Genomic DNA, 26,739 nt, shown 5'->3' on the forward strand with positions numbered 1-26,739 from the left:
ATGTCAAGCCAGAGTGCAAATGTTGTCTGGCACAACAATGAGACTACGCAAGCGGACAGACAGCAGTTGACAGGACAGGCAGGACTGGTAGTATGGCTGACTGGACTGTCAGGTGCGGGAAAGTCTACCATATCCGGCAGCCTGGAAAAAAAGCTAATTGACAGTAATCGGCTAGTGTATGTTCTGGACGGGGATAACCTAAGACATGGTCTAAATCAAAATCTGGGATTCACCTCAGCGGACCGTAATGAAAACGTACGAAGAATTATCGAAGTAGCGGATTTGTTCAGAGATGCGGGACTCATTACGATTGTATCCTGTATCTCGCCATACGCTGCAATGAGAGAAGCCGCCCGGCAGCGGATTGGGGATGCACATTACATCGAAGTATATGTAAAGGCAGATCTGGATACATGCATACAAAGAGATCCAAAGAAATTATATGAAAAAGCCCTTAAAGGCATAATCAGCCATTTTACAGGCATCTCTGATCCTTATGAGGTGCCGGAGCGGCCGGATATGATTCTGGACACTAATCTCCTGTCCGTCGAGGAATCCAGCGATGCTCTTTTTAAGTATATTATGCTTTGGCAGGAAACAAGGACAACGGATGAATAAAATACGAAATACGGCCGCAGCGCTTGTTTTACTCTTCCTGTGCTGCTTATGTGCGGCTCCGGCATTCGCCGGTCCGGGAACCCATTTGAAGGAGCAGGAGATAGAAGCTTATATACGGGGCTTAATGAAAGAGGGAAGAATCCCCGGCCTTGCAGTTGCAATAATAAGCGGAAATGAACTCGTGTTCAATAAAGGGTTCGGATACGCTGATCTGGCAACTCAAGAGCCTGTTACGGATGCCACATTATTTGAACTCGGTTCAACAAGCAAAGCGTTCACAGCACTTGGAATCCTGAAGCTTGAGCAGGAAAGGAGAGTTCACCTGGATGCCCCGGTATCGGCTTACCTGCCCTGGTTCGAAATGAGCTATGAAGGCGCCCGTAAAGAAATTACACTGCGTCAACTATTGCATCATACCAGCGGCATTCCATCCCGGACCATTGATGATATTCCCATCTCAAACAGCCCGAACGCACTGGAGGAGACGGTACGGACCCTTGCCGGACAGAAGCTTGATTCTGATCCGGGAGAGCGGTATCAATACGCTACGCTAAACTATGACATTCTAGGATTAATCATAGCGAACGTATCAGGCGTATCCTATGAAGAATACATGACTGTAAATGTACTTAAGCCGCTTGGATTAGAGAACACATTCGCAGGCCGGACGGAAGGTCTGAATTCTCTTGCAACAGGCTATAAGTTCCAGTTCCTGCGGGCCGCTGCCTATGATGCACCGACTTACCGGGGGAATACGCCGGCGGGCTATTATATTTCCAATCTGAAAGACATCGCCAAATGGCTGGAAATACAGCTTGGAGCCGAAGCAGACTCTGATTTCAGCCCGCTGGTCCAGGCTTCCCATCTTCCAGACCGGACAGTAGCCCCTAACGCCAGAGGCTCTTCTTATGCCTTCGGCTGGAACAGCTATCAAAAAGGAGCAGGGGAGCTGTCACATGGGGGATCTAATCCTAACTTCTCATCATTTTTTGTTATCCGTCCGCAGGAGCATCAGGGGGTAGCCGTTCTTGCCAACATGAACTCCGCCTATACGGAAGAGATTGGCCAAGGCATTATGAGCTTGCTGGCTGGTGAAGAGCTTCCGGGGGAATCCCGGGATTCGTACATGAGCTTAGACTATTTTGCAAGTGCAATGATAGTGATGATGCTGAGCTTCAGCATATTGACGGTATATTTCATTGCCGCTCTTCTTATAAAAGCGAAGCAGGAGCAGCAGCGGCCCGATGTTAAAGGTGTATGGGTCAAGGTACTGGTCTTATGTCTCATAACGGCAATTCTGAGCTATTGTCTTTCCATCTTGCCTAAGGTGATGTACTCCGGCCTCTCTTGGGGCTTTGTCATGGTGTGGGCCCCCCGGAGTTTTCCTTACGCGGCCGCTGCTCTCCTATCAGCCGTCTTAATCTTTGGGATCTATTGCATTTTGTACGGAATGTTCGGACGGAATACACGCAATTCGATCTTTGTAGTCTCCATCCTAAGTGTTGTCAGCGGGTTGGGCAATGCCCTGATCATCTTCATCATTAATGCGGCTTTAAGCCGGGAGGACGGCTTTCAGGGCGGATTACTACTCTACTTTGTGGCAGGTATCGTTATTTATGTTTGCGGCCAGCGGCTGGTCAGATCCAAGGTTATCTTTATGGCCAACGACATTGTTTACACCAAACGGATTGAATTGATTGACAAGGTAATGAATTCCAATTATGCCAAGTTCGAAGCCATGGAAGACGGGAAAATCCAATCGGCACTGGTGAACGATACAGAGACCATTAGCGGGTTCAGCAACGTACTCATTGCCGGAATTACCAGCTTTGTCACACTGCTCTGCTGCTTTATTTACTTGGGCATTATCAATTTCTATGGCTTACTGGTCTCGATAGGCGTCATTCTATTAGCTGCAGGCTCCTATTTTCTCGCTGGTAAAATGGCTGGAAGATTGTGGGAGCAGACACGTGATATGCAGAATGTTTTTTTCAAGTTCATTCACGATCTGATCAATGGGTACAAGGAGCTGTATATCAGCAAGGACAAGCGGCAGGAGTTCAGCAGGGACGTCAGGGAGAGCTGCGAAGCGTACAGGAACAAGCGCATTCAGGGGGATATCAATTTTGCGAATGTGTTTGTTATTGGAGAGCTACTGTTCACCTTCGTCATTGGAGTGGTCGCCTTTGTATTCCCACTGTTGTTCGATGAGATTCAGAGCAGCACCTTGAAGAGCTATGTGTTTGTATTTCTGTATATGACAGGACCTGTTAACGGGTTATTAAATGCGATTCCCAATATAGTCAAGGTACGGATCAGCTGGAAGCGAATCAATCAGCTGTCGAAGGAATTGGAGGCGTTCCGGGAAGAAGCGCCCCCACTGCTCACAGAGGACATCCATTCACGCTGCGGGCAGACCGAGATTGTTATGCACAAGGTGGAATTCAAGTACAGCCAGGCAGACGGCCGGGAGTTTGCCGTGGGACCCGTCAGCTTCAGGTGCACTTCAGGCGAAATTATATTCATAGTCGGAGGCAACGGAAGCGGTAAATCCACCTTGGCTAAGCTAATGACTGGACTGTACCAGCCCTTAAGCGGCGAGATTCATGTGAACGGCAAACGGACTCACCCGAGAGAGCTTAGCGAGTATTATTCCACGGTGTTCAGTGACTATTATTTGTTTGACAAGCTGTACGGAATTGATACACAAGCCCATTCGGAGCAAATCAGCCTTCACTTGCATGAACTTCAGCTCAACGGAAAGGTAGAGATGAATCATGGGGCATTTTCCAGTCTCAAGTTATCCAGCGGTCAGAAAAAGCGGCTGGCTCTGCTGATCAGCTATATTGAGGACCGGCCGATTTGTTTGTTTGATGAATGGGCAGCAGAGCAGGACCCCGAATTCAAGGAATATTTTTATACTATCCTGCTTCCGCGGTTGAAGCTGCAGGGGAAATGCGTCATCGTCATTACACATGATGACCGTTATTTTCATATAGCTGACCGGGTGCTGCGGATGGAGTCAGGACAGCTGACACAGGTTCAGGCATCAGCCGGTATCAGGATGCAAAGTGAGGTGAACGGGATTGCATGAGGGACAGATTCCATATACAAACAGTTTATGTTTCGCTTTTCCCGGAGTAGGCTCGCAATACAGCGGCATGTGCAAGGAACTGTATGACGAGTATGACATTGTTAGAGAAACGTTCGAAGAAGCCAGTGACGTGCTCCATATGGATATGCGGCGGCTCTGCTTCGACCGGGAAGAAGAAGAGACACTTAATAAGCTGGAGTACAGCAAGCTTGCATTAGTATGCTCAAGTATAGCCTGTCACCGGGTATTTACCAAGGAAACGGGTCTGCAGCCTGCTGCAGCTATGGGATACAGCTTGGGTGAATACACAGCATTATGCAGCGCAGGAGTTATATCCTTCAAGGATACGCTGGAGATGGTAAGAGCGCGGGCGCTGATTATCAATGAGGCTGCCGCTGCAACACAAGGAACTATGGCCTGGGTAGTCAATCTGGATTCCTCAAGAGTAGAGGAGATCTGCAGTGAAGCCCGCAATGAAGGCATAGAGGTATATGTCTCGGCGGTAGATGCTCCGGCTAAAGCCTCCATTTCCGGTGCACTGGCTTCTATAGAGCAAGTGGCCTCTAGACTGGAGGATGACGGGGGAATGGTTATTCCCATTCCGATGAGCGGACCTTTTCATAGTATGTTCATGAAGCAGGCCGCTGACCGGCTCCGGAAAGTGCTTGACCACTACAGCTTCTCGCCCCCTCGTTGGGAGGTTGTGGCTAACTGGAATGCAATGCCTTACCCGGAGCAGGCTGGCTTGATCAAGGACAATTTATCCCTGCAGCTGATTCAGCCTGTGCGCTGGCGGAATTCCATTGAATACCTGCTTACCGCAGGCATTGACTCCATAGTGGAGCTTGGGCCTAAGACCGTGCTCTGCTACTTAACGGCTATCAATACAGAGAAGCTCAATCGTTATTCCGTGGACAAACCGGCTGATGTTCCTGCAGTTCGACAAGCGCTGCTCCTGGAGCCTGACGATTATCTGAGAGTGCTGCGGAATAGTCTCGCTGCTGTTGCCGCAACCAAGAATTACAATGCGGATATGAAGAGCTATGACTCTGCCGTAGCTGAACCGTATCAGCAAATGAAAGACTTGTATCAGAGCTGTATTCTGCACCAGAGAGGGCCTACCGAACTGCAGCTCCAGAATGTTCTGCATGCGCTCCATCTGATTCTAAGTGCCAAGGGTCTTTCGGGGGATGAGCGGACCCGAAGAATGAGGAAGGTACTCTGCTACAAAAGCTTAATCAACTAATTATCGCAGGGAGTGCTGTAAGAATGAACATTACTAGCGTGGGGGTTATCGGAGGAGGAGTCATGGGCAGAAGCATCGCTGTTGATCTGCTGTTCCATGGATTTCAGGTTGTACTCGTGGATGTATCCGAGGATATTCTTGAGGCTGCCCTTCAGGAGATCATACGTAATATACGTTTCTCTCCTTTGGTAAATACTGCTCTTCCTTTGATGGAACCGGAGGAAGCAGAACTGAATTTGAAGCTTACCACTGACCTATCCGAGGTTCACCAGTGCGATTTCATCATTGAGAATGTGACAGAGGATTGGACCATCAAGGAGGGGATCTATAGGAAGCTGGATCAGATTTGCCGGCCTGAGGTGTGTTTTGGAGTCAATACTTCTTGTATTTCCATTACAAAGGTAGGGAGCGTGACTGGACGCAGCGGACAGGTTATCGGCATGCACTTCATGAATCCTGCTGTGCTTAAGCCGTCTATTGAAGTCATTAAAGGCTATCATACCAGTGAAGCCACGATACAGCTCGTGAATCAATTTCTGGGGAGGATGGAGAAAGAAGCGATCCTGGTAGAGGATTTGCCAGGATTCGTCTCCAACCGGGTCTCTCATTTGTTTATGAATGAGGCAGCTTTTGTCGTAATGGATCAAGTGGCTTCACCGGAAGCGGTAGACCGGATATTCAAGCAGTGCTATGGACATAAGATGGGTCCCCTGGAAACGGCTGATTTAATTGGAATCGATACCGTCGTTAGATCTCTCGATGTGCTATATGAGAGCTATCAGGATTCCAAGTTTCGCTGCTGTCCGATGCTGCGGAAGATGGCAGATGCAGGACATTTAGGTAAAAAGTCCGGCCAAGGCTTTTATGTGTACGGCTAATTCATGCAGAAGAGGAGAAATACATTATGAATTATGAAATAACCAGTTATGAGCAGACAATCAGCAGCTTCATTCTGAAGCATATCAATCAATCGGATCTGGATTATGATCTGCGCATCTTTGAAGAGGGGCTTGTAAGCTCACTCTTTGCTATTGAATTAATGACCTTTCTCGAAAAAAGCTTCAAGATCAAAATTAGAATTGCGGATCTGGATATGGAACATTTTCAATCCGTCCGCTCTATCGCTGCCTTTGTGAACAACAAGCAGGCGGAAGTAAATCATGCATAGCTCCCTGACAGAGATTCAACTGGAGCGGTATAAGGAATTTCAGGAGTTCGCCAAAGGCCAGGTCGAGCCTTATGCCAACCAATGGGACATCGATGAGGCCTTATCCCCGGACATTATTGCGGAATGTGCAGCCAGAGGCTATTTGGGAGGCATGATTCCACAGCAATACGGCGGGCAGGAATGGGACACAGTAACCTACGGACTGCTCAATGAGGCAGTAGGAAGAAGCAGTGCATCACTCACGGCTTTATTTAATGTACACACTATGGTTGCGCAGACACTGCTTAAATGGGGTACGGAGCAGCAGAAGGAGAGATGGATGGCCAGTCTGGCAAAGGGCTCTGTCCTGGGTGCTTTTGCCTTGACTGAACCCGGCGCAGGGAGTGATATTCAGGGAATCACTACGGAATATCGCTCCGAAGGGGACGAATTGATTCTTAACGGAACGAAGCGCTGGATTACCTGCGGAGGCTTGGCTGATATATTCATCGTGTTCGGCAAATTGAACGGCAAGCCGACGGCTTGTATCGTGGAGCGCACTCAGCCGGGGGTTACGGTTATTCCCGTGAACCATATGCTTGGCTTCAAGGCAGGCCATCTGGCAGTGCTTGAATTTAACAATTGCATTGTACCAAGAGACCATATGATCGGCCATGAAGGTATTGCTTTTAATTATGTGGCTCCCTATGCGCTGGAATTCGGCAGAATCAGCGTGGCCTGGGCAGCTGTAGGTTTACTTAGGGGATGTCTTGAGAACAGTGGTGCCCATGCACTCCGAAGAAGAACCTTTGACCGCTTTCTGGCCGAGCACAGCACGATCAGCAAATATATTACCGACATGGGAGTAGAGCTTGAAGCTGCTAAGCTGCTGTGTCTGGATGCATGCCGGTCGAAGGATGAAGGGCTGCCTGAAGCTACAGAAAAGATTATGGCGGCCAAATATTACGCTTCAGCCGCTTCAGCCAGACACTCTCCCCATGCGGTTCAGATCATGGGGGCACTGGGATGCAATGAACATTTTTCTGTATCCAGATACTACCGCGACTCCAAGACCTTTGAAATTATCGAAGGCAGCAATGAAATCAGCCAGATGATTCTGGGAAAAAGCTATGCCCGTAAAGCTAAAAAGCTCAAACGGCTTACAGAATAGAATTAGATACCGGAGGTTAATTATGTCCACAGAACAATGCCAGACCCGCTATGCGAGAGGCATTTTAAATGAAACCTATAACAGCAGAGACAGTCTCAGCCGCTACATGCATGTCTCCGACCCGGACCAGGCTAAATTTGTAATTTACGGAACGAACACACATGCCAGATACTATGCCGCCTTATCCAATAAAATGCTGTATCCCCGCATTGAGCTTTTTGTGAGTGAAGAGGAAGGTGCAGAGGAGGAGGGGAGAAAGCTGCGCGGCTTTGACGTGATCTCTGCTTCCCGCTTCCCAGGGATCATCGAACAGTATGGAGTGCATTTGAAAGTCATTATCTTCTCTGACCAATACCCTGAGGCTGTTAAGCATCTGCAGGAAATGGGACTGGACCCGCTGAGCCAGCTATTTGACGGAAGGTATATTTTTGATCTGAAGGAACTGGATACCGGTTATGTCCCTGAACGCGATAATGTCCATAAGGTGATCTTTACGGTGGAGTCGTTCCGCTCGAATAAGGGCGGGCTCTATATCTACGATACTGCTGCCTCATCTTACAGTCAGCAGCTTAGCGGTGACTTCCGCACTCTTCTCAGATATAAGGACGGCTATGTTGCCATGGAGGATGACCGCGGCCTTTTGTACCTTAATTCTGATTTTGAAGTTGAGCGAACGGTAGAAATGCTGGATGCTGATCTCCATGGGATGGATATATGTAATGTAGGCGGATCAGACTACGCTTTCATTATCGAGACGGCATGGGACCGTATTGCGGTATATGATCTGGAGACCGGAAAGCGGGTAGAGCAGATCGAAGTCGGGAAAAGCATTGTGAACGGTACGCCAGGAATGCTGCATATTAGCGATATTCTGATTCAGGGCGACCGGATTCTAATCGCGATGGCTTCCCGGAACGGGATGTTTACAAGAGGTGCTTTCAAGGACGACGGCGCTATTATGGGAATGGATATGCACAGCTTCATTGTGGATGAGGTTTATGCCGAACAGCTGAATACCCCGCACTCCTTACTAAAAATTAATAACGATATTCTATTCTGTGATTCGGCAAAAGGAACCGTCTACTGCAATAAACAAGTACTGACAACGTTCAACGGATTTGTCCGCGGCCTGCATTTCAATGGATACGGCTTATATGTCGGCCAGAATGTTCCGCGGCATTTGCCGTATCTGCTGCAAATTTCGCCTAATTATTCTAATGATACCGGAATCCACACCTTCGTGCCTTCCCGGCGGGTGTCCGGCTTTCAGAAGCTCCCGTTCTCTGGTCAAGTCTATAGCATTCTGACTGAGTAATAGTGAGCAGACAGGACAGCCTCACAAATATTCGTGTAACAACTCACAAAGGGGATACAAGATGAGACTGGAATTTCAGGAGATTCCGCCGCTTATGGCTATCGGTTTTATAGGCGGTCAGGATTATCGGATTTTAAAGATCAGCGGGGATGAGATTACCTTAGAAAGTGACGAACAGCTTGCGGAGGTGGATGGGCTTGAGGTCTCTCTCTTTAATCTGACCCGGAGCGAATATCAGACCTTCCGCTTCACGGATTGTGAGCTTGTCCAGTTTCAGAAGCGGGAATTCTCCTGCACCTACACGCTTAAGGTAGATCTAAGCCAGCAGGAAGATTTCCCTTTCTATTCAGGCATCCTGCGCCAACTGGCGGAATTTCCGCAGGCAGCCTCCGGGCCGGTTCAAAGCAGATTGGGATCACTTGACTTTTTAAGCAATACACAGCTCTATGACTATGAACAGGATTCGGATTTCCATGACAGCTATGAGGATCAAATCGCCGAATGGTTCGGTCCGGCCAGCAGAATGAGAATGGCTTCCGGCAGGTCTCCGCAGGTGAAATATCAGCTGGCTCTGGCGGTCAATACCACCAGGCTATATAAGCAAGTGTCCCGGTACGGCTATAGAGCGTTAATGCAAATCGAGTTGGAACGGCTTAGCCTGGACCGGCATTGGCTTCTATCGCAGCCGCTGACAAGGGTCTATATCGGCAATGATTACTGTCCTCATCTCTGTCCTGACGAAGAGATGCTTACTGCTTTGCTGGCAGAAGCCCAAGAAGCAGAATTGGACGTTACGATTGTGCTTCCCTCCTTGACTGAGGCTCAATTAGAGCCTGTAAAGCGTTTGCTGGACAGCTTGAACGAATGGTGTTTATCCGCTCGAAAGACTGTTGAAGTCACCGTTAATGACTGGAGTCTCTTTATCCTGCTTGAACCCTATAGACAGACTATAATTCCGGTTCTGGGCAAGCTGCTCAACAAAATCAAAAAAGATCCGAGAACACCGCTCATGTTCGGCTACGAACGCCATAAGGACAAACTGCAGGAAAACAATGTGAATGCACCGCATTATTTGACCTTTCTAAACAGATGGGGGGTCAACCGCTTCGAATTTGAAGCGCATGGAACCGGTAACCGCATTCCAGAAGGAGCGCACAGCCTTCATTTCCCGTATTACCAGATCAATACCTCTGCCTTTTGTCCGCTTTATGCCGAGTGTGTTCATTTCAATATTTATAAGCAGAAGCTGGTGGAGCATTGTCCGCAATTTTGCGGAGAACTATGCAAGCTGTATCCGAAGCAGGCGAATATGATCGGACGGGGCAACAGCGTGTTCGGGTTCGATGGGACATTGCTGACGGAGCCGGATGTCCTGGGTCAATATGTAGCCAGCGGAATTGACAGACTAGTATTTTCAGTGGAATAGGAAGGAGGGACAAGCTTGAAGATAGTAGCCCCGTTATCCAATGCTGATAGCTATGAAGCGCTGGCGCAGGCAGGTGCGGATGAATTTTTTTGCGGCATAGTCCCCTATGAATGGTTGAAGCAGTACAGTAATGTCCTGCCGCTGAACCGTAGAGAGACACTGATCGTGTCCTATAACATCGGGACGTACAGCTCCATGCGGATTATTGGAAAGATGGTTCAGCGATACCGGGTTCCCGTCAAAATCACGTTTAACTCACATTATTATTTGCAGGAGCATTATCCGCTGATTCTCGATATTATTAAGCGCCTGATGGATATGGGCTTCAGTACCTTTATCATTGGAGATCCTGCGCTTGTGCTGTATTTGCGGGAGAAGGAAATCAAGTGCGAATTTCATATCAGCAGCGAGCTTGAAGTAATCAACCACGTCAGCATGAAATTTTTCAACCAATTCGATATCAGCCGGTTTATATTCCCGAGAAAAACGACGGTGGACAATATGAAGAGCTGCATTGATAACAGCTCCATTCAAGGGATGGAGTATGAAGCATTTATCATGAATGCTTTTTGTCTTTACTCCGGGTCATTTTGCAACAGTGTACACAGTGATGAATTCGTCTCAAGCTGCAATATCCCGAGCCGGATTGCACGGTGTAATGACAGCCAGCAGCGGTTTGCCAAGGTTGAGCGCTTTTATAATCTGAAAAACCGGGTGAAAAATCTTCCGCCTGAGCATCCGGTCACAGCGTGCAGTGAGGAGCAAACGATTAAAGACAGCTTCGGCAAGGACGGCTGCGGTGTGTGCAAGGTCCAGGAGCTGCGGCAGATTGGGATTACCCATCTGAAGGTGGTAGGCCGGGGCTATTCGGTTAAATATTTGGCCAATGACATTGCTAATCTCAAACAAATTATTGAAATGTCCGGACATTCCGTAAATAATTCTGATTTTAGCCAAACCATCAAAGACAGCTTTATCGCCAAACGTTGTCCGGACGTCTGCTACTATCCATAGGAATGGAGGGAGAGGATGATGATCGAACGCCCTGAAGAAGCGCTGACTGTTCAAGAATTGTTTCGTAGGCAAGCAGCAAGGACACCGGACCGGCCAGCTGTTCAGCTGGGTGAAGAATCGATGACATACAGACAGCTTGACGAGAAATCTGAGGCTCTGGCTACTATCTTAAGAGGAAAAGGGACGGGAAGTAATACAATTGTAGGCATCTTGTGTGACCGGTCGTTTGAGATGCTGATTGGAATTTATGGCATTCTGAAGGCGGGTGGCGCCTACCTGCCGTTACCGCCCGCCCTCCCCGAGGCCAGAATCCGTTTTATGCTCCAGGAGAGCGGGGCGATCCTTCTGCTGGCCCAGAAGCAATATATTCAGCCGCATCTCTATGGAGGAGAGCAGCTTAGCCTGGATGATCCAGAGCTATATCTTGACTCCGGGGATACGGGAATCCACGAATACCATTCCTCCGATCTGGCCTATGTCATGTATACCTCGGGTTCAACCGGAACGCCCAAAGGGGTGATGATTGAACATGGTTCGCTGCTCAACCGCCTGATGTGGATGCAGGCCGCTTATCCCATAGGTAAGAATGACACCATACTCCATAAGACTCCCTTCGGGTTCGATGTGTCCGTCTGGGAACTTCTCTGGTGGGGAATTTCCGGCGCAACCGTTTGCCTGCTGGAGCCGGGCTACGAGAAGTTTCCGCAGACCATAGTTGCGGCGGTTAGCAGGTACAATATTACCGTCATACACTTCGTCCCCTCTATGCTGAACGTATTTCTGAAATACGTGGCCGGAGCCGGGGAATTAGACCAGTTGGCAGCGCTGCGGCTGGTATTTGCCAGCGGAGAAGCCCTTACTCCGTCCAGTGTTCAACTATTTAATAACCTTCTGAATCAGCGTAACCATACAAGGCTGATCAACCTATACGGGCCAACTGAGGCCACCATCGATGTAACCTATTATGAATGCCCGGAAAAAGGGCCTATTCATCAGGTACCGATCGGCAAGCCGATTGCCTGTACAGACATTCTGATTGTCCAGGAAGGACAGCGGCAGCCGGACGGATGTCCGGGAGAAATCTGTATTACAGGCGACAGCTTGGCAAGGGGCTACATCAATCAGCCGGAGTTAACAGCCGGGGCTTTTGTCCAAGGGCCCGCGGGCCGGATGTACAGAACAGGGGATCTGGGACGCCTGCTGCCGGATGGCAATATTGAATATTTAGGACGGCTGGATCATCAGGTGAAGATCAACGGACAACGGATTGAGCTTGGAGAGATTGAGGCTGTTATCCACCGGTGTCATCCGGGCGTGGAGTGCGCAGTACTCCTTAGACCGGTCTCTGAAGTCGCGGCAGATATTGTCGCTTGCGTTGTCTCGTCACAAGAGCTGTCACTGGCAGAAATAAGAGCTGCACTGAAGCCATATTTACCGGATTATATGCTGCCGGGCAAGCTGCTCCTGCTGGAGAGGATGCCCTTAACCGCCAACGGCAAATTGGACCGGGCCAAATTGAAGGAAATTACGAGTTACAGAACAGCTTAATGGGAGAGTAACTATGAAGAAGCTCCGAAGAGACAATGTTGAAGATATTGTGCCGCTGACTCCGATGCAGAAGGGAATGCTGATTCATCATTTGAAACAACCTGCAAGCTATATTTACTTTGAGCAGATGTGCCTGGAGGTAACAGGAGATCTGCGTATCCATTTGTTCGAACAAGCCTGGCAGAAGGTGGCTGCAATAAATGAAATGCTGCGGACGACATTCCGCTGGGAGCTGATCGAGAATCCGGTGCAGATTATTTTGAAGGAAGCTCCCCCGGTCATAGAATATGTTGATCTGGCGCAGGACGGTGAAGCCCCCTTACATGCAGTGGAGAAGCTGTTATCCGAGGACCGCCTCAGAAGGGTGGAGCTGACGGACGTTCCCTTTCGGATTCTAGTATGCAAGACACAGGAGCAGCGGTATCTCGTCATTCTCAACAATCATCATATTCTCTATGACGGGTGGAGTACAGGGATTCTGCTGAAGGAATTTTTCGAGATCTATAATGAGCTCTACCATGGCAGGACACCCGGTTCACCGTGGAAAAATAAGTATAAGGCGTTCGTAAGCAGCCTGAATAAACGAAATATACAGGCAGAGCATGACTACTGGCGGACATATCTGCAAGGATTCCGCAAGGAGATGAAGGCTGCGGAACAGCTTCCGCAACCAAAGCCAGAATCGGAAAAAACAATTAAAAATGTTCTTATTCCGGCTTCAACCTTTGACTTGGAAGAGATTAGAGCATTCCTTAAAAAACATCAAATTACCCTCGCAGTCTTGATGTACACAGCCTGGGGTATCCTGCTGCATAAATACTATGCCGGGCAGGATATTGTATTTGGTACCACCGTGTCAGGCAGAAAGCCGCACGTGCAGCAAGTAGAGGACATGGTTGGCCTGTTCATTAATACCCTGCCGCTGCGGATGAATACTGCACCCAACCTGAAGGTGATTGATCTGCTGAAGCAAGTCATGCAGATGCTGCAGGAGCGGGAAGAGTTCGAGTATGTATCTCTGGCAGATCTTAAGAAGTACGCCGGAAGCGGAAGTAACCTCTTTGATACGATGGTTGTTCTTGAGAATTATCCGGTCGATAATGCTGCGATTTGCGGTAATGATGCGCTCCGGGTAACCTCCTACTCCATGCTTATCCAGGCAGAATATGATCTGGTGTTCAATATTTCGGTGCTGGACGGAATCGAGCTTACTCTAAGTTATAACAGCAATAGATACACGCAGACGGAGATAGAGAACATGGGAGTACATTTGAATAGGGTGCTGCAGCATATTATGTCCGCATCCACTGAGAATGAGTTGAAGCTGAGTCAGATTGAGCTGATGGAAGCCGGAGAAATGGACAGCCTTATAACTGCCCTGAACCGTGATCGTCTACAGTTGCAGGTTGAGTTCGATATTTAGGCTGAGCCTAGTGTTCCGCCAAAGGAGAAGTGAACCCATGGAGTACTACAGCGTTCCCGCTGATTTCAAAATGGAAACGATTGACCGCTACGCGCAAATGAATGAAGAGTATACACATGCGAAGGTGCTGGAGACATACGGAAATATTACGGTCAACAATGAGCTGGCTTCAGGAAGGGCCGTTAATCAGCTGCCCCGGATTGACCTGCTGGATTTACGCAGATATATCGAATATTCCAAGGCTAGGGATATCGATTTTAATTATACGATTAACGCCATTTATTTGAATAATAAGGAATTTACAAGAGAAGGCGTACAGGAAATCCGGAGCTTCCTGGCTGATCTGTATCAGGCAGGGGTTCGCTCGATTACGGCAGCCTTACCTTCGCTGGTAGAAATTATAAAGTCATCGGGATATGATTTCGCAGTAAAATCTTCTACATTATGTCAAATTACGAATGCAAATAAAGCAAGCTTTTACCGGGACATGGGTGTTGACAGGATTGTTGTGGACGAATCGATTAACCGCAATTTCGGTACCCTGCGGGAGATCGTCAAGGCCTTCGGAGATAAGGTTGAGATCATTATCAATCCCATCTGTCTGAAGGACTGTGTCTACCGGATGTTTCACTATAACCAGATTGGCGGAGATTCCACCGGGTCGGCCAGTGAGATCAGTGTGAACTATTATGAACACCGCTGTGTACTTCAGAGGTACAGGGACATTGGGAATCTGCTGAAGATTGCCTGGGTAAGGCCTGAGGATATTCCTTATTACACTTCAGCCGGTATCCGTTATTTCAAGCTACAGGGCCGGCACCTGGTGATGAAGGGCGACCCTGTAAGAACCTTGAAATGCTATTTTGACCGAAGCCATGATGGAGATTTAATGGATATTATCAACATGTTCCATTCGGTTAATCATTTCAAAATTTTGCTGGACAATAAAAAATTAGAAGGCTTCATCAAACCTTTCTACGAGAAGGAACATTTTTGCCAGAAGGGCTGTGATTCCTGCAATTACTGTACCAGCTACTCGAAAAGGATCATCGACTATGATAAGGCTACGGAAGTGGTTCAAATGGCACGGACCTTCTATCATGAATATGACAAATTCAACGGAATGATAGAATCGTGCAGCTCAGAGGAAGAGGAGACGAAACGCACCGTAGAGGTTGATTTTGACCTCTAGGGCAAAAGGAGAGTAAGAAGATGACTATTAACCGCTTGGCTTCCATTGAAGTGTTTGATGAGGCCAGACAATACTGGCATACGAAGCTGGCCGGATGCTGCCCTGAAGCTGAGTTGTTTCCGGCAGCAGTACCTATTACCGGAGAGACAGCCTCCGGGGAGTGCAATGAAATCGTACAGCTGAACGAGGAGTTATGTGAAAAACTGAACAAAATGAGCAAAGGCAATGACTTGTCGCTTTATGTGTTATTGCTGGCTGCTTTCAAAGCGCTGCTTGTGCGCTACATGGGTAGCGAAGATATTCTAGTCGTGTCACCTGCTTTAAAAGACAGCGCCCAACATTACAACAAGGCAGTTCTGCTGCATGACCGGCTTAGTCCCGAAGCAACCTTCAGAAGTGTTCTGATGCAGGTAAGGCAAACTGTAATCGACGGTTATGCAAATCAGTTCTATCCTGTAAGCAAGCTGTTGGAGGAGCTGAAGCTGGACAGTAATGAGCATGTATACCAGTATGGATTCAGGTATGAAGCCCTTCATTTGCCGAACTCGGATGAGTTCCAGCAATGCTCATTGAGAACCACGCTTCGGAAGAACGGGAACAGGATAGAATACACTGTCACCTTTAACCCGGCGGAGGTGGAAGCCTCCCAGATCAGCAGAATGTTCATTGCTTATCAATCTGTTCTGAGTCAGGTTCTGCTGAACACCGAGCTGTCCATTAATGATATAGCTGTTATGGATGCCGGAGAACAAGAGCAGCTGCTTTTTACTTTTCAAGGCCAGACTGCACCTGCTCCTGAAAGGGCGACGATAACGGCTCTGTTTGAGCAGCAGGCCAGGAGAACTCCGGGTCACACCGCAGTCCGCATACAGGGAATGCAGCAATACGGTTCCTCCTATGAAGAATTGACCTATGCAGAACTGGACCGGCAGGCTAACCAGCTGGCATCCCTCCTGCTTAAGCGGGGAGTGAACCGCAGCAGTATTGTGGGAGTCATCCTCTCTCCCTCCCGCTGGCTGGCGGTCTCATTGCTCGCCATCGGAAAGGCCGGCGCTGCCTACTTGCCCATTGATCCCGGGTATCCAAGGGAACGAATTCTATACATGATTGAAGACAGCGGGGTCAGGCTTGTTCTGGGTGATGAATCGGCAGGGGATATGCCGCGAGTAGAGGGCTTGGCCCAGGTTGAATATCTGTTTCTTCATGAACTTCCGCCTCTGACTGACGAACCGCACATGGAGGAGCATAGAGACGGCACGACGGAGCCTGGCCCTGCAGACTTGGCTTATGTCATTTATACATCGGGAACCACAGGAAATCCAAAGGGAACAATGATTGAGCACCGAAATGTGGCGAATATGCTGCTGTTCCGCAGAAAAGCTTATCAGTTAGGTCCTCAGGATGTTACCCTGCAATTATTCTCCTGCGCCTTTGACGGATTTGTTGCCAGCTTCTTTACGCCTCTGATCTCCGGGGCCAGTGTGATTATTCTGGGCGGAGACGGGAACCGGGATATGAACCGTATCCGGGATGCCATTGTAACGGGCGGAGTAACTCATTTCATCTGTGTGCCTATGCTGCTTGAGTCCATGCTTGAGCACATCAGGCAGGAAGATTTAGCCACCGTAAAGACCATTGTACTGGCTGGTGACAAAGTGTCCTCCGCGCTGGTCTGCCAAGCTAAAGATCTCGGAAACGGGGTAGAGCTGGCAATAGAATACGGAGTAACTGAATGTTCCGTATTATCCGCAGTGCACCGGAATCAACAGATGGAGGAGACCGTACGAATCGGCAGACCCATCGATAATACCTCCATTCTGATTCTGGACAAGCAGGGAAATCTTCAGCCGATAGGCAGGTATGGCGAGCTATGCGTGATAGGAGCAGGCGTCTCCTCCCGGGGATATCTCGGCAAGGAGGAGCTGACCCGTGAGAAATTCCGCGGGCAGGCCTATCTTCCTGGCGGAGGTACCCTCTATAAGACAGGTGACTTAGGCCGGTGGCTGCCGGACGGAACCATTGAGCTGGCGGGCCGGCTTGATCATCAGGTTAAAATTAGAGGCTACCGCATTGAGACGGCTGAAGTTGAACAGGCGATGCTGCGGCATGCCGAAATGAAGCAAGCTATTGTCCTGAGCGCAGCGGGCGGAAAGGATGACCGGGAACAGGCCTTGCGCGCATATTATGTGCTGCAGAACCCCGGAACTATGGTTACGGATTCAGAGCTCAGAGCATTTTTGCGCGGCTCCTTGCCGGAATATATGATACCGGCTTCCTTTTATAAGCTGGAGGAAATAGCGCTGACCCCCAACGGCAAGGTGGATACATCAGCATTATTGCATACAGAGCGTATTGCGGCTGAGCAGCTTCCTCCCCAGGGAGAGGCAGAGCAAGCCCTTGCAGTCATTTGGGCGGATATTCTGGAAATTCCTTTGCAGCAGATTAGCCGGGATTCCAGCTTTTTCGAGCTGGGAGGCCATTCCTTAAAGCTCACAGCACTGGCTGCAAAAGTATACAAGCAAATGCATGTGAAGCTATCCATTAATGAGCTTTTTGAAAAGCTGACCATTCGTGAACAGGCGGATTCTATTACAAGCGCTTTGAAGATAAATTATGCCGCCATTGAAAAGGTACAAGAACAGAGCTACTACCCTCTGTCCTCAGCCCAGGCCAGATTGTATTTTTTGCAGCAGCTGCAGCCTGACAGTACCGTATACAATTTAAGCGCTGTGCTGGCGATGGAAGGAGAAGTGGATACGGAGCAACTGGAGGAGGTATTCCGGCAGTTAATCCGGCGTCATGAAGCATTCCGGACCTCCTTTCATCTTGTGGACGGCGAGTACGTTCAGCGTATCCATGCAGAGGTTCCATTTTCACTGATGCTGCTGTCCGGCAGCAGGGATGAAGAGCGCCCCGAAGCGATCATTTCAGATTTCATGCAGCCCTTTAATCTTGAAGAAGCTCCGCTCCTGAGAGCAGGGCTTATCCGGCAGACCGGGAACAGGATGCTGCTTGCCGTTAACCTGCACCACATCATTGCAGATGGAGTGTCTCTTCAAATCCTGATCGAAGAATTCATGGCTTTATATTCCGGCACTGATCTTCCTGAGCTCAGCGTGAGCTATAAGGATTATGTGAATTGGCTGGACCAGAACAAGGGAGGGCTTGAAAAGGACAGAGCGTATTGGACCCATCTGTTTCAAGGAGAAGTCCCTGTGCTGGAGCTGCCGCTGGATTACCCGAGACCGGCAGTCAGCCTATTCGCAGGCAGTACATTAACCTTCACTATTCCGGCTGAGGTTACAGCTTCGCTGAAAGAACTGGCAATCACAGAAAAGGTCTCCACATTCATGATTCTGCTGTCAGTGTATTTCGTGCTGCTTAACAGACTTACAGGCCAGAAGAATATGATTGTCGGCAGCCCGATTGCAGGGCGCAGGCACGACGATCTGGCAGGTATAATTGGAATGTTCGTAAATACATTGGCGCTAAAAGGCGAAGTATCCCCTGGTATTACTTTCAAAGAGCTTCTCCGCCAAGTAAAGGATACAACCTTGAAGGCTTATGAGCATCAGGATTATCCCTATCAGGAGCTGATTGAGCAAGTGGGTGCAGGGCGATCCTTAAATCGCAACCCACTGTTCGATACGATGTTCATGCTTCAAAATACAGATATTCCGGAGCTTATGCTTCCTAACCTGACTATCGCTCCCAATAGCTATCAAAGGGATACCTCGAAGTTCGATTTGACGTTGCAATGTACGGAAGTAAACGGGACCTTATGCTTTGAATTTGAATACGCCACCGCCTTGTTCAAGGCCTCCACAGTGGAAAGGTTCGCAGATTATTATCAGCGTCTGCTTGCAGATGCGCTGATACGCCCCGGCTGTTCAGTCAGTGAGCTTAAGCTGATGACTGCCCAAGAGACGGAACGTATACTGGTCCATTTCAATGATACTGCCGAAGACTATCCCCGGAACAGCAGTATTGTCAGGCTGATAGAAGCCCAGTCTGCCCGTACTCCTGATGCTGTTGCAGTCTATTGTGGTGACAGCAGCATTACGTATAAGGAGTTAAACGAACGCTCCAACCGGCTGGCCCGGCTCCTTCAGCAGAAGGGGGCAAGCGGACATGTCGTAGCCTTACTGGCGGAACGCTCTGTAGGTGCTGTGGCGGCAATCCTGGCGGTGCTGAAGGCAGGAGCGGCTTATGTTCCGGTAGACCCGCAATATCCGTCCGGCAGACAACAATTTATTGCGCAAAACAGCGGAGCAGTATTGCTGCTGGCTCAAGAAGTCTCCTTATTCAACAAGGAGGCGTTCATGTTAACCTTTTCCGAAGAAGCGATAGTCATGATTGATGAAGAAGAGCTGACTTCGACCTACAGCAATGCAGATATAGAAATAACTTCCATGATGGATGATACCGCTTATATTATTTACACTTCAGGGTCAACCGGACAACCCAAAGGGGTTGAAATCAGCCACAGAGGATTGACGAACTATGCCTGCTGGGCTTCCAGACACTATGTCAGAGGTGAACAGCTGCATTTTGCCTTATTCACTTCTCTCTCCTTTGATTTAACGGTCACCTCGTTGTTTGTACCGTTGATAAGCGGCAATGCAATTATCATATTTCAAGGCAAGAATGAACAACTGCTTGAAGAAGTTATAGGCTGCGATAAGGTAGGTGCCGTGAAGCTGACCCCCTCTCATTTGAAGCTACTGGGCGGAAGGAAGTTCAGCGGTTCAACTGTCAAGAGATTCATTCTCGGCGGTGAGAGCCTTTCAGCCGCAATGGCGAATGAAATATGGCAGACTTTTGAGGGCCGGGCGGAAATCTTCAATGAGTATGGTCCTACAGAAGCGACCGTTGGCTGCATGCACTATTTATTTGATCCGGACAAGCTGACAGGGGCGTCCGTACCGATAGGAAAACCCGCAGGGAACACTAACATATACTTGCTGAATCAGCATCTGCAGCCCGTTCCGGAAGGGACCACTGGAGAAATATTCATTGCGGGAGACGGCTTAGCTAAGGGATACACCGGAAATCCAACGCTTACCGGCGAGAGGTTCTTAGACAATCCTTTTGCAGCCGGAACGAAAATGTATAAGACAGGGGACATGGCCAGGATAACAGATGGTGAAATGATCTATCTGGGGCGGGAGGATCAGCAGCTCAAAATTAGGGGATACCGGATTGAACCGGGCGAAGTGGAGGGAGTACTCTCTTCCTTTCCTGCAGTACAAGAGACCGTGGTCGATGTAATTGATCTGGAGAACAGTGATGGCGGTAAGCAATTAATAGCCTATGCCGTATCTTCCAGCACACTGGAGCCTGCTAAACTTCGGCATTACGTTGCTGAGCATCTGCCGGAATATATGGTTCCAGCCTATATCCTGCAGGTTGACAGCATTCCGCTTACGGTCAACGGCAAGCTGGATAAGGAGCGGCTGCCCCGCCCCGATCGGGATTTACTTCAGCTGAAATCGGAATATAGCCCGCCGGCCTCCGGAATTGAGGAGCGGATTGCAGCAATCTGGAAGGAAATTCTGCAACTGGACCGTGTCGGCGCCAATGACCCCTTTTTTGAACTCGGCGGAAATTCTATGCTTCTTCTTAAAATGAACAGCCGCTTGGAGCAGGAGTTCCAGCGGAGTATTCCGGTAGCGGATGTATTCGCTCATCCCACCATCAGCCATTTGGCGGGGTATGTAAGCCATACTGCTTCTTCTCTGGAGGAATGCGACTCTGACATTGAAGCAGGCATTGAATTAATGCAGGCTACCATCTACAGCCTGACCGGTGATCATAATGACTAACCTTCCACCATCTAGTGCATATACAGGTCTGGAGGTTGCGGTAATCGGCATGGCAGGAAGGTTTCCGGGAGCGGCAGATGTAGAGGAATACTGGAATAATCTTGTAAATGGTGTGGAGTCCATCTCTTACTTTGAAGCAGAGGAGCTGCGGCAGGCTGGCTGGGATGAAGAAACGCTCGGCAGCCCCGGATACGTTCCGGCAAGAGGTGTAGTGAGCGGAGTGGAATACTTTGATTCCAATTTTTTCGGATACAGTCCGCTCGAGGCTGACATGATGGACCCGCAGATTCGATTTCTCCATGAATGTGCTTGGCATGCACTGGAGGATGCAGGATATAATCCGCATACGTACCCTGGGAACATCGGAATTTGTGTCGGCGCTTCCCCCAATTTCAATTGGGAGGCTCATGCTTATATGGACGAGCGTTTTGATCACTCGCTGTATCCTTATATCCATGTTCATTTCCTGGCAACGCTTTTGGCCTACAAGCTGGACTTGAAAGGGCCGGCCTACGTGGTCAATACGGCCTGTTCCACTTCTCTGACCGCAATTCATCAAGCCTGTAGAGCCATCCTTACAGGTGAATCCAGGATAATGCTGGCCGGAGGTGTGTCTATCACAGCCCCGATCAAGCAAGGCTATACCTTCAGTGAGGGAATGATTATGGCTCCGGACGGGCATTGCCGCCCTTTTGATGATATGGCGCAAGGAACTGTAGGCGGCTGCGGTGCGGGAATTGTGGTGCTCAAGCGCTTAAAGGATGCCTTGGCAGACGGTGATAATATTCAAGCCGTAATTAAGGGCAGTGCCATGAACAATGACGGGAGCAGAAAGGTGGGCTACACCGCTCCAAGTGTAGAGGCTCAGGCCCTTGCAGTCAGACAGGCCTTGAAGATTGCTCGGGTTATGCCGGAGAGTCTTAGTTATGTGGAGGCACACGGCACAGGCACTGTACTTGGAGATCCCACAGAAATTCAGGCCTTGACGCAGGCTTTCGGTTCAACGTCAAGACAGTTCTGCGGGATCGGCTCCGTGAAGAGCAATATCGGACATTTGGATGCTGCCTCTGGCATTGCAGGTTTTATTAAAACCGTCCTGATCTTGAAGCACCGCCGGATTCCGCCGACGCTTCATTTCGAATGCCCGAATCAGCATATTGATTTTGTTAACAGCCCCTTCTATGTCGCAGATGAATGCATGAAGCTGGAACGCGGACCGCAGCCTTTGCGTGCAGGTGTAAATGCATTGGGAATTGGAGGAACGAACGTGCATATCATCCTGGAGCAAGCCCCCTGTAAAGAGCAGCCTACCGGGACGGGCCAAGGCCCGTATATCCTGCCGCTCTCGGCATTAACCGGGAAGATGCTCTCAAAAATGGCCGACCGGCTTGAGGCTTATCTGGACGGCCACGCAAATATATCTCTGCTTGCAGCAGCACATACTTTGCAGACGGGCAGGAAGCATTTAGTCCACCGGTGCATTCTGATATGCGAGAGAACAGAGGAGGGAATCCCGCTCAGTGTCCGGCGGTTGTATCCCTCAGATCTGGAAGAGTGCTTAATACCCAGCGTCCCCTTCCTTCATGAATTAGTTAACCCGTGGCTACAGGGCAGGGAGGTGAACTGGGGGCTTCTATACATGGATATCTCCCCACCCCGGATGTCCCTGCCTGGTTATTCCTTTGAGCGGGAGCCTTACAATACCAAGGTAGTTCTTCTTAAAGACCGAATCAGATCCGGGGAAGACTATAATCCATTACCTGCTGCTAAGGAGACTACCGGGCTGTCCTTGGCTTCGGACTACCAACGCTCTTCGTTAAGTGCACCCTATGAGCCGCCGGTCACTCCGTTCCAGCAGTTGTCCGCTGAGGTGCTTACGGAGCTTACCGGAATCGGTTGTATTGGAATTCATGATAACTTCTATGAATTATCCATGGATTCGATAAAAGCGATCCGCTTAGCCTCCAGGCTGCACAAATCCGGCTTCAAGGTGGGGGTACAGCAAGTCATGAACTTTCCCACCATTGCTGCTCTGGAAGAACAAACCGTCCGCAGCGCCAGAGAGGGCTTGAAGGCCCGGGAACAAAGAATATCGGCCGAATCCGTTGCGGAACAGAGCCGTCGCTTAAGCAGCGGGGTGATTAAAGGCGTTAAGGAGCGGTATCCGGAGGCGGAAGCGGTATATCCTCTTTCACCGATGCAGCATTTAATTCTTGCACAGAACATTGCCGCTTATAAAAAAGGCAATGATGTGTTTGCGCTCGTCTTCAAGATAACTGGGGGAATGGATGCCCCAATGTTCCTCAGGGCTTGGGAGGAGATGGTTAAACGTCATCCGATATTAAGAACTGCTTTCGTCTGGCGGAAGGTGCCAGAACCGCTGCAGGTTGTCTACAGGCAAGCTATCCCGGAGATCAGAGAATTGGACTGGTCCTGTTTAACTCCCGGGGAACAGCAGCTTGCTGTACAGGCTTATATAGCAGAGGAACGGGGCAGGGGCTTCAAGGTAACAGAGGCCCCCTTAATGCGGGGGTGCCTGGCCAGAACGGATCAGTTAAGCCACTATTTCATCTGGACCTTTCAGCACTCGCTCATTGACGGCTGGAGCATGCATTTAATTATTAATGAGCTGCTGATTGCATACAAGGCTCTTATGAATCACAGCGAGCCCGCTCTGGAAGAGAGCAAATCATTTCATAGCTATATTGAATGGCTCCAACAGCAGGATCTGGAGCCGGCAAGACAATTCTGGCAGCAGGAATTTGCCGGATACGTGCCTGCAAGACCGCAAAGGGAAGACAAGAAGCGAACGGAAGGTTCTGATTTCAATATCGTAACACAGGAACTGGTACTGCCTGAATCCTTCATGGAGGCTGCTGCTGCTTTCTCCAAAAACCATGGCCTGACGTTAAATACCTTAGTCCAGACAGCATGGGGAGCCCTGATAAGTCATACAACGGGCAGCAGTGATGTCCTTATCGGGGTGGAAACCTCCGGCAGATCTGAAGGGCTGGAGGGGATCGAAGGCATGGCAGGGCTGTTCATTACGGTTGTTCCGGTAAGAATTACCCTCCCCGGGACTGCAGGCTGTACCGGATGGATGAAGCAGCTTCAGACCCGTCAGCTAGCAATGCGTTCTTACGAGTATGCGACTACCCAACAAATCTCCAAATGGTCCGGTGTTGCAATGGATCTGCTTCAGCAGGCGATCTATGAAAGGACCTTAGTCTTTCAGAATATTCCTATGGAGCTGGAGGAAAAGGAATACGAGGGCATAACCATGAGCATTGAGGGCCGTGTCTCGCAAATTAATATTCCTCTCAGATTATATGTAACACCGGCGAGTACACTAACTCTGCTAATCTGCTATAACGAGAGCCAATATGAATACAGCGCTGTAAATGAGCTATTAAAGCAGATAGCCCAGCTTCTTCAAAGCATCATCCGTAGCAATGACCTTAATTTCGGTGAATTACTGAAGACACTTAACTAAAATTCCTCCCGGAGGTGCAACAAATGCAAAAAATAAAAGGAAGCGTCTTATCGATTCTTAAAAGAAATCTGGAGCTTGGCGAAGAGGAGCCCCTGGAGCTTGATGACGACCTGCTGCTGCTTGGCATCAATTCCATCAACTTCATCCGGATTGTTGTTGATTTCGAAACGGAATTTGGATTTGAATTTGGCGAGGAAGAGCTGGACTATAATCTGTTCAGAACCGCGGGTAAGTTGATTGAATATATAGAGCACAAGCTGGAGGGAGTAGCATAAATGGGGAACGTAATCATCACCAACTCCTGTAATCTGAACTGTCCCTTCTGTTTTGCAACAGAAACCAAATGTAATGACGAGATTAAATTCCAGCATATGCCGCTGGATGAGTTCCGAAGCATCCTGAAATTTGATCATAATGTCGTGACCAATCTGTGCGGAGGCGAACCAACCACGCACCCGAAGTTCACCGAGATGCTGGAGGAGCTACTGTCGGTCCGGGGGAAGTATATCAACGTGTTGACGAATGGAACTTGGTCTGAGAAGGTTCGTAAATACATTGCCGGTCTGCCCTTTGAGAAGTCAAAGCGGATTGTCTATCTGTTTAATGTGCTACAGCCCGATATGTATACGGAGAAACAAAAAAACAGATTGTATGCCGCTCTGGACGCGGTTAACCCCGAAACGGCCTTTATTGGCTTTACCATTTACAAATATCCTTTCGATTATTCTTATATCTTAGAGATGGCCCGCACCTTCGGAATCCGGAGAATCAGATATAGTATTGCTGCACCCAACATCCATGATTCTGCCGCTTTCCAGATTGATCCCGCACAAGATTTCCGGGAGCTGGCCGATGTCGTTTATGATTTTATTATGGATGCCCGTGCGCTGGGGTTAGAGGTTAATCCCGACTGCGGATCATTGCCGCCTTGCGCATATACTCCGGAACAACTGGCCGATCTGATGCTGGTTAAGCCCGGTCTGAAGTTCAATTGCAGCGCAGTCGTGGATATTGCCCAAGGCGGTGAAGCATGGAGATGTTACAGCCTGTATTCCATTATGAAGGCTAACACCAAGGATTTTTCCGGTATTCAAGACCTCACGGAGTATTTTAACCGCCGGACCCGCCTGCTGGCAGACATTGATATTCTTGATGAGTGCCGGGAATGCGAGCACAAGCGCAGCGGATTATGTTATGGCGGCTGCTTATCCTATCATGTAATCGCTGCCTGGAAAAAGGACCGGAACTACAGCTTCTTCCCTATAGATAATGACGTTGAGCTGCTTAGCTCGATCCCTCATCTGGATTACAAGGTATTAACTGTATGGGAGAAAAGCCCGGATGAAACCATCGTGTATGTACGGCGTGATCAGCAGCTCCAAACCAAGACCCTGCGCAATGATCCGGTATTTCTCGCATTTATCAAGGCATGTGACGGCAAAACTGCGATGAAAAACATTATTGAGAATTTGGCAGAGTACTTTAACAATAGTGAAGAAGCTACTGCAGAGGTCATGGCTATGGCCCGGCTGTTATTTGACCAGTACTCGCTGCATCTGGGGACAGCATTAGCCTCGCCGCTGCAGCAGCATATGAGTCCGAAAAGGAGAGAAGCTCATGAAGTACTATAAGAAATTAACCGGAAAGAAGTGTTACTTAAGCACGGTAGCTACTGACGATGCGGAGGCTTGGACCCGCTGGTTCAATGATCTGGAGGTAACAGCGCCACTTGGGAATGAAGCCTATCTACTAACGTCTCTGGACAAGGAGCGTGAGGGGATAGAGCATGTACTTAAGTCTGGAACGCATATGTTCAGCATTGTGGATCTGGAGAGCGACTTGGCCATTGGACGCTGCCTGCTGTTTGATGTCAATCTGGTTGACCGGAATGCCAAGGCAGGGATTTTTATCGGCGATAAGGAGTTTTGGGGAAAAGGCTTCGGCTCTGACGCCATGAGACTGCTGCTCGATTACGGATTCAATCTGCTGAATTTGAACAACATTATGCTGGGGACGTTCGCCTTCAATGAAAGAGCCATTCAATGCTATAAGAAGGTCGGATTCAAAGAGATTGGGAGAAGAAGACAGGCACGCATTATCGGAGGCGTGAAATATGATGCAATCCTGATGGATATGCTGGCCGAGGAATTCGAATCGGTATTCGTGAAGCCGATCATCGCAGGCTCGCCGGTCAGCCAATAGGTTAGCTGAAATGACAAAACACACC

General features: G+C 49.1%; 17 protein-coding genes. All 17 read left to right on the plus strand.

Annotated elements, in window-relative coordinates; translation table 11 throughout:
- The 17 genes from cysC (at window position 1) to NYE26_RS15055 (ending at window position 26,714) form a co-directional block, all read left to right on the plus strand.
- Window positions 1-618 (plus strand): adenylyl-sulfate kinase, encoded by a 618-nt coding sequence (gene cysC, locus NYE26_RS14975; RefSeq protein WP_339256946.1) that lies wholly within the window; start codon window positions 1-3, stop codon window positions 616-618.
- Window positions 611-3,712 (plus strand): cyclic peptide export ABC transporter, encoded by a 3,102-nt coding sequence (locus NYE26_RS14980; RefSeq protein ID WP_339256948.1) that lies wholly within the window; start codon window positions 611-613, stop codon window positions 3,710-3,712. Before cysC ends, NYE26_RS14980 begins: the two co-directional genes overlap by 8 nt.
- Window positions 3,705-4,958 carry an ACP S-malonyltransferase gene (locus NYE26_RS14985; RefSeq protein WP_339256950.1) on the plus strand — a complete coding sequence of 418 codons (1,254 nt, stop codon included), beginning with the start codon at window positions 3,705-3,707 and terminating at the stop codon, window positions 4,956-4,958. The genes NYE26_RS14980 and NYE26_RS14985 overlap by 8 nt, the downstream gene beginning before the upstream one ends.
- Window positions 4,959-4,981: 23 nt before the next feature.
- The gene (locus NYE26_RS14990; protein WP_339256952.1) at window positions 4,982-5,836 is read left to right on the plus strand and encodes a 3-hydroxyacyl-CoA dehydrogenase family protein; all 855 of its coding nucleotides are present in this window, start codon (window positions 4,982-4,984) and stop codon (window positions 5,834-5,836) included.
- Window positions 5,837-5,862: 26 nt separating this feature from the next.
- Entirely contained in the window at window positions 5,863-6,126 is a 264-nt protein-coding gene (locus NYE26_RS14995) for a phosphopantetheine-binding protein (RefSeq protein ID WP_339256954.1), read from the plus strand.
- A complete protein-coding gene (locus NYE26_RS15000; RefSeq protein WP_339256956.1) occupies window positions 6,119-7,276 on the plus strand; it encodes an acyl-CoA dehydrogenase family protein in 1,158 nt (385 codons plus the stop codon). Before NYE26_RS14995 ends, NYE26_RS15000 begins: the two co-directional genes overlap by 8 nt.
- 22 nt (window positions 7,277-7,298) lie before the next feature.
- Window positions 7,299-8,591, plus strand: a complete 1,293-nt coding sequence (locus NYE26_RS15005; protein ID WP_339256958.1) for a hypothetical protein — start codon at window positions 7,299-7,301, stop codon at window positions 8,589-8,591.
- 61 nt (window positions 8,592-8,652) lie between these two features.
- A complete protein-coding gene (locus NYE26_RS15010; protein ID WP_339256960.1) occupies window positions 8,653-10,017 on the plus strand; it encodes a hypothetical protein in 1,365 nt (454 codons plus the stop codon).
- A gap of 15 nt (window positions 10,018-10,032) precedes the next feature.
- Window positions 10,033-11,031 carry a U32 family peptidase gene (locus NYE26_RS15015; protein ID WP_339256962.1) on the plus strand — a complete coding sequence of 333 codons (999 nt, stop codon included), beginning with the start codon at window positions 10,033-10,035 and terminating at the stop codon, window positions 11,029-11,031.
- A gap of 15 nt (window positions 11,032-11,046) precedes the next feature.
- Window positions 11,047-12,579: an amino acid adenylation domain-containing protein gene (locus NYE26_RS15020; protein ID WP_339256964.1), complete on the plus strand. Its 1,533-nt coding sequence runs from the start codon at window positions 11,047-11,049 to the stop codon at window positions 12,577-12,579.
- Between the two features lie 13 nt (window positions 12,580-12,592).
- Window positions 12,593-14,002, plus strand: a complete 1,410-nt coding sequence (locus NYE26_RS15025; RefSeq protein WP_339256966.1) for a condensation domain-containing protein — start codon at window positions 12,593-12,595, stop codon at window positions 14,000-14,002.
- A 37-nt stretch (window positions 14,003-14,039) separates the two neighbouring features.
- Entirely contained in the window at window positions 14,040-15,194 is a 1,155-nt protein-coding gene (locus NYE26_RS15030) for a U32 family peptidase (RefSeq protein WP_339256967.1), read from the plus strand.
- Window positions 15,195-15,214: 20 nt separating this feature from the next.
- On the plus strand, window positions 15,215-21,019 hold the full coding sequence (locus NYE26_RS15035) for an amino acid adenylation domain-containing protein (RefSeq protein WP_339256969.1): 5,805 nt from the start codon (window positions 15,215-15,217) through the stop codon (window positions 21,017-21,019).
- Window positions 21,012-24,512, plus strand: coding sequence for a condensation domain-containing protein (locus tag NYE26_RS15040; protein WP_339256971.1), 3,501 nt, complete (start codon window positions 21,012-21,014; stop codon window positions 24,510-24,512). Before NYE26_RS15035 ends, NYE26_RS15040 begins: the two co-directional genes overlap by 8 nt.
- Window positions 24,513-24,535: 23 nt before the next feature.
- Window positions 24,536-24,787, plus strand: a complete 252-nt coding sequence (locus tag NYE26_RS15045; RefSeq protein WP_339256973.1) for a phosphopantetheine-binding protein — start codon at window positions 24,536-24,538, stop codon at window positions 24,785-24,787.
- On the plus strand, window positions 24,788-26,143 hold the full coding sequence (locus NYE26_RS15050; RefSeq protein ID WP_339256975.1) for a radical SAM protein: 1,356 nt from the start codon (window positions 24,788-24,790) through the stop codon (window positions 26,141-26,143). It begins immediately after the preceding gene.
- Window positions 26,130-26,714: a GNAT family protein gene (locus NYE26_RS15055; protein ID WP_339256977.1), complete on the plus strand. Its 585-nt coding sequence runs from the start codon at window positions 26,130-26,132 to the stop codon at window positions 26,712-26,714. The genes NYE26_RS15050 and NYE26_RS15055 overlap by 14 nt, the downstream gene beginning before the upstream one ends.
- The last annotated feature ends 25 nt before the right edge of the window (window positions 26,715-26,739 follow it).

The sequence above is a fragment of the Paenibacillus sp. FSL P2-0136 genome (genome assembly GCF_037975325.1).
GTDB classification, from domain to species: domain Bacteria; phylum Bacillota; class Bacilli; order Paenibacillales; family Paenibacillaceae; genus Paenibacillus_AQ; species Paenibacillus_AQ silagei.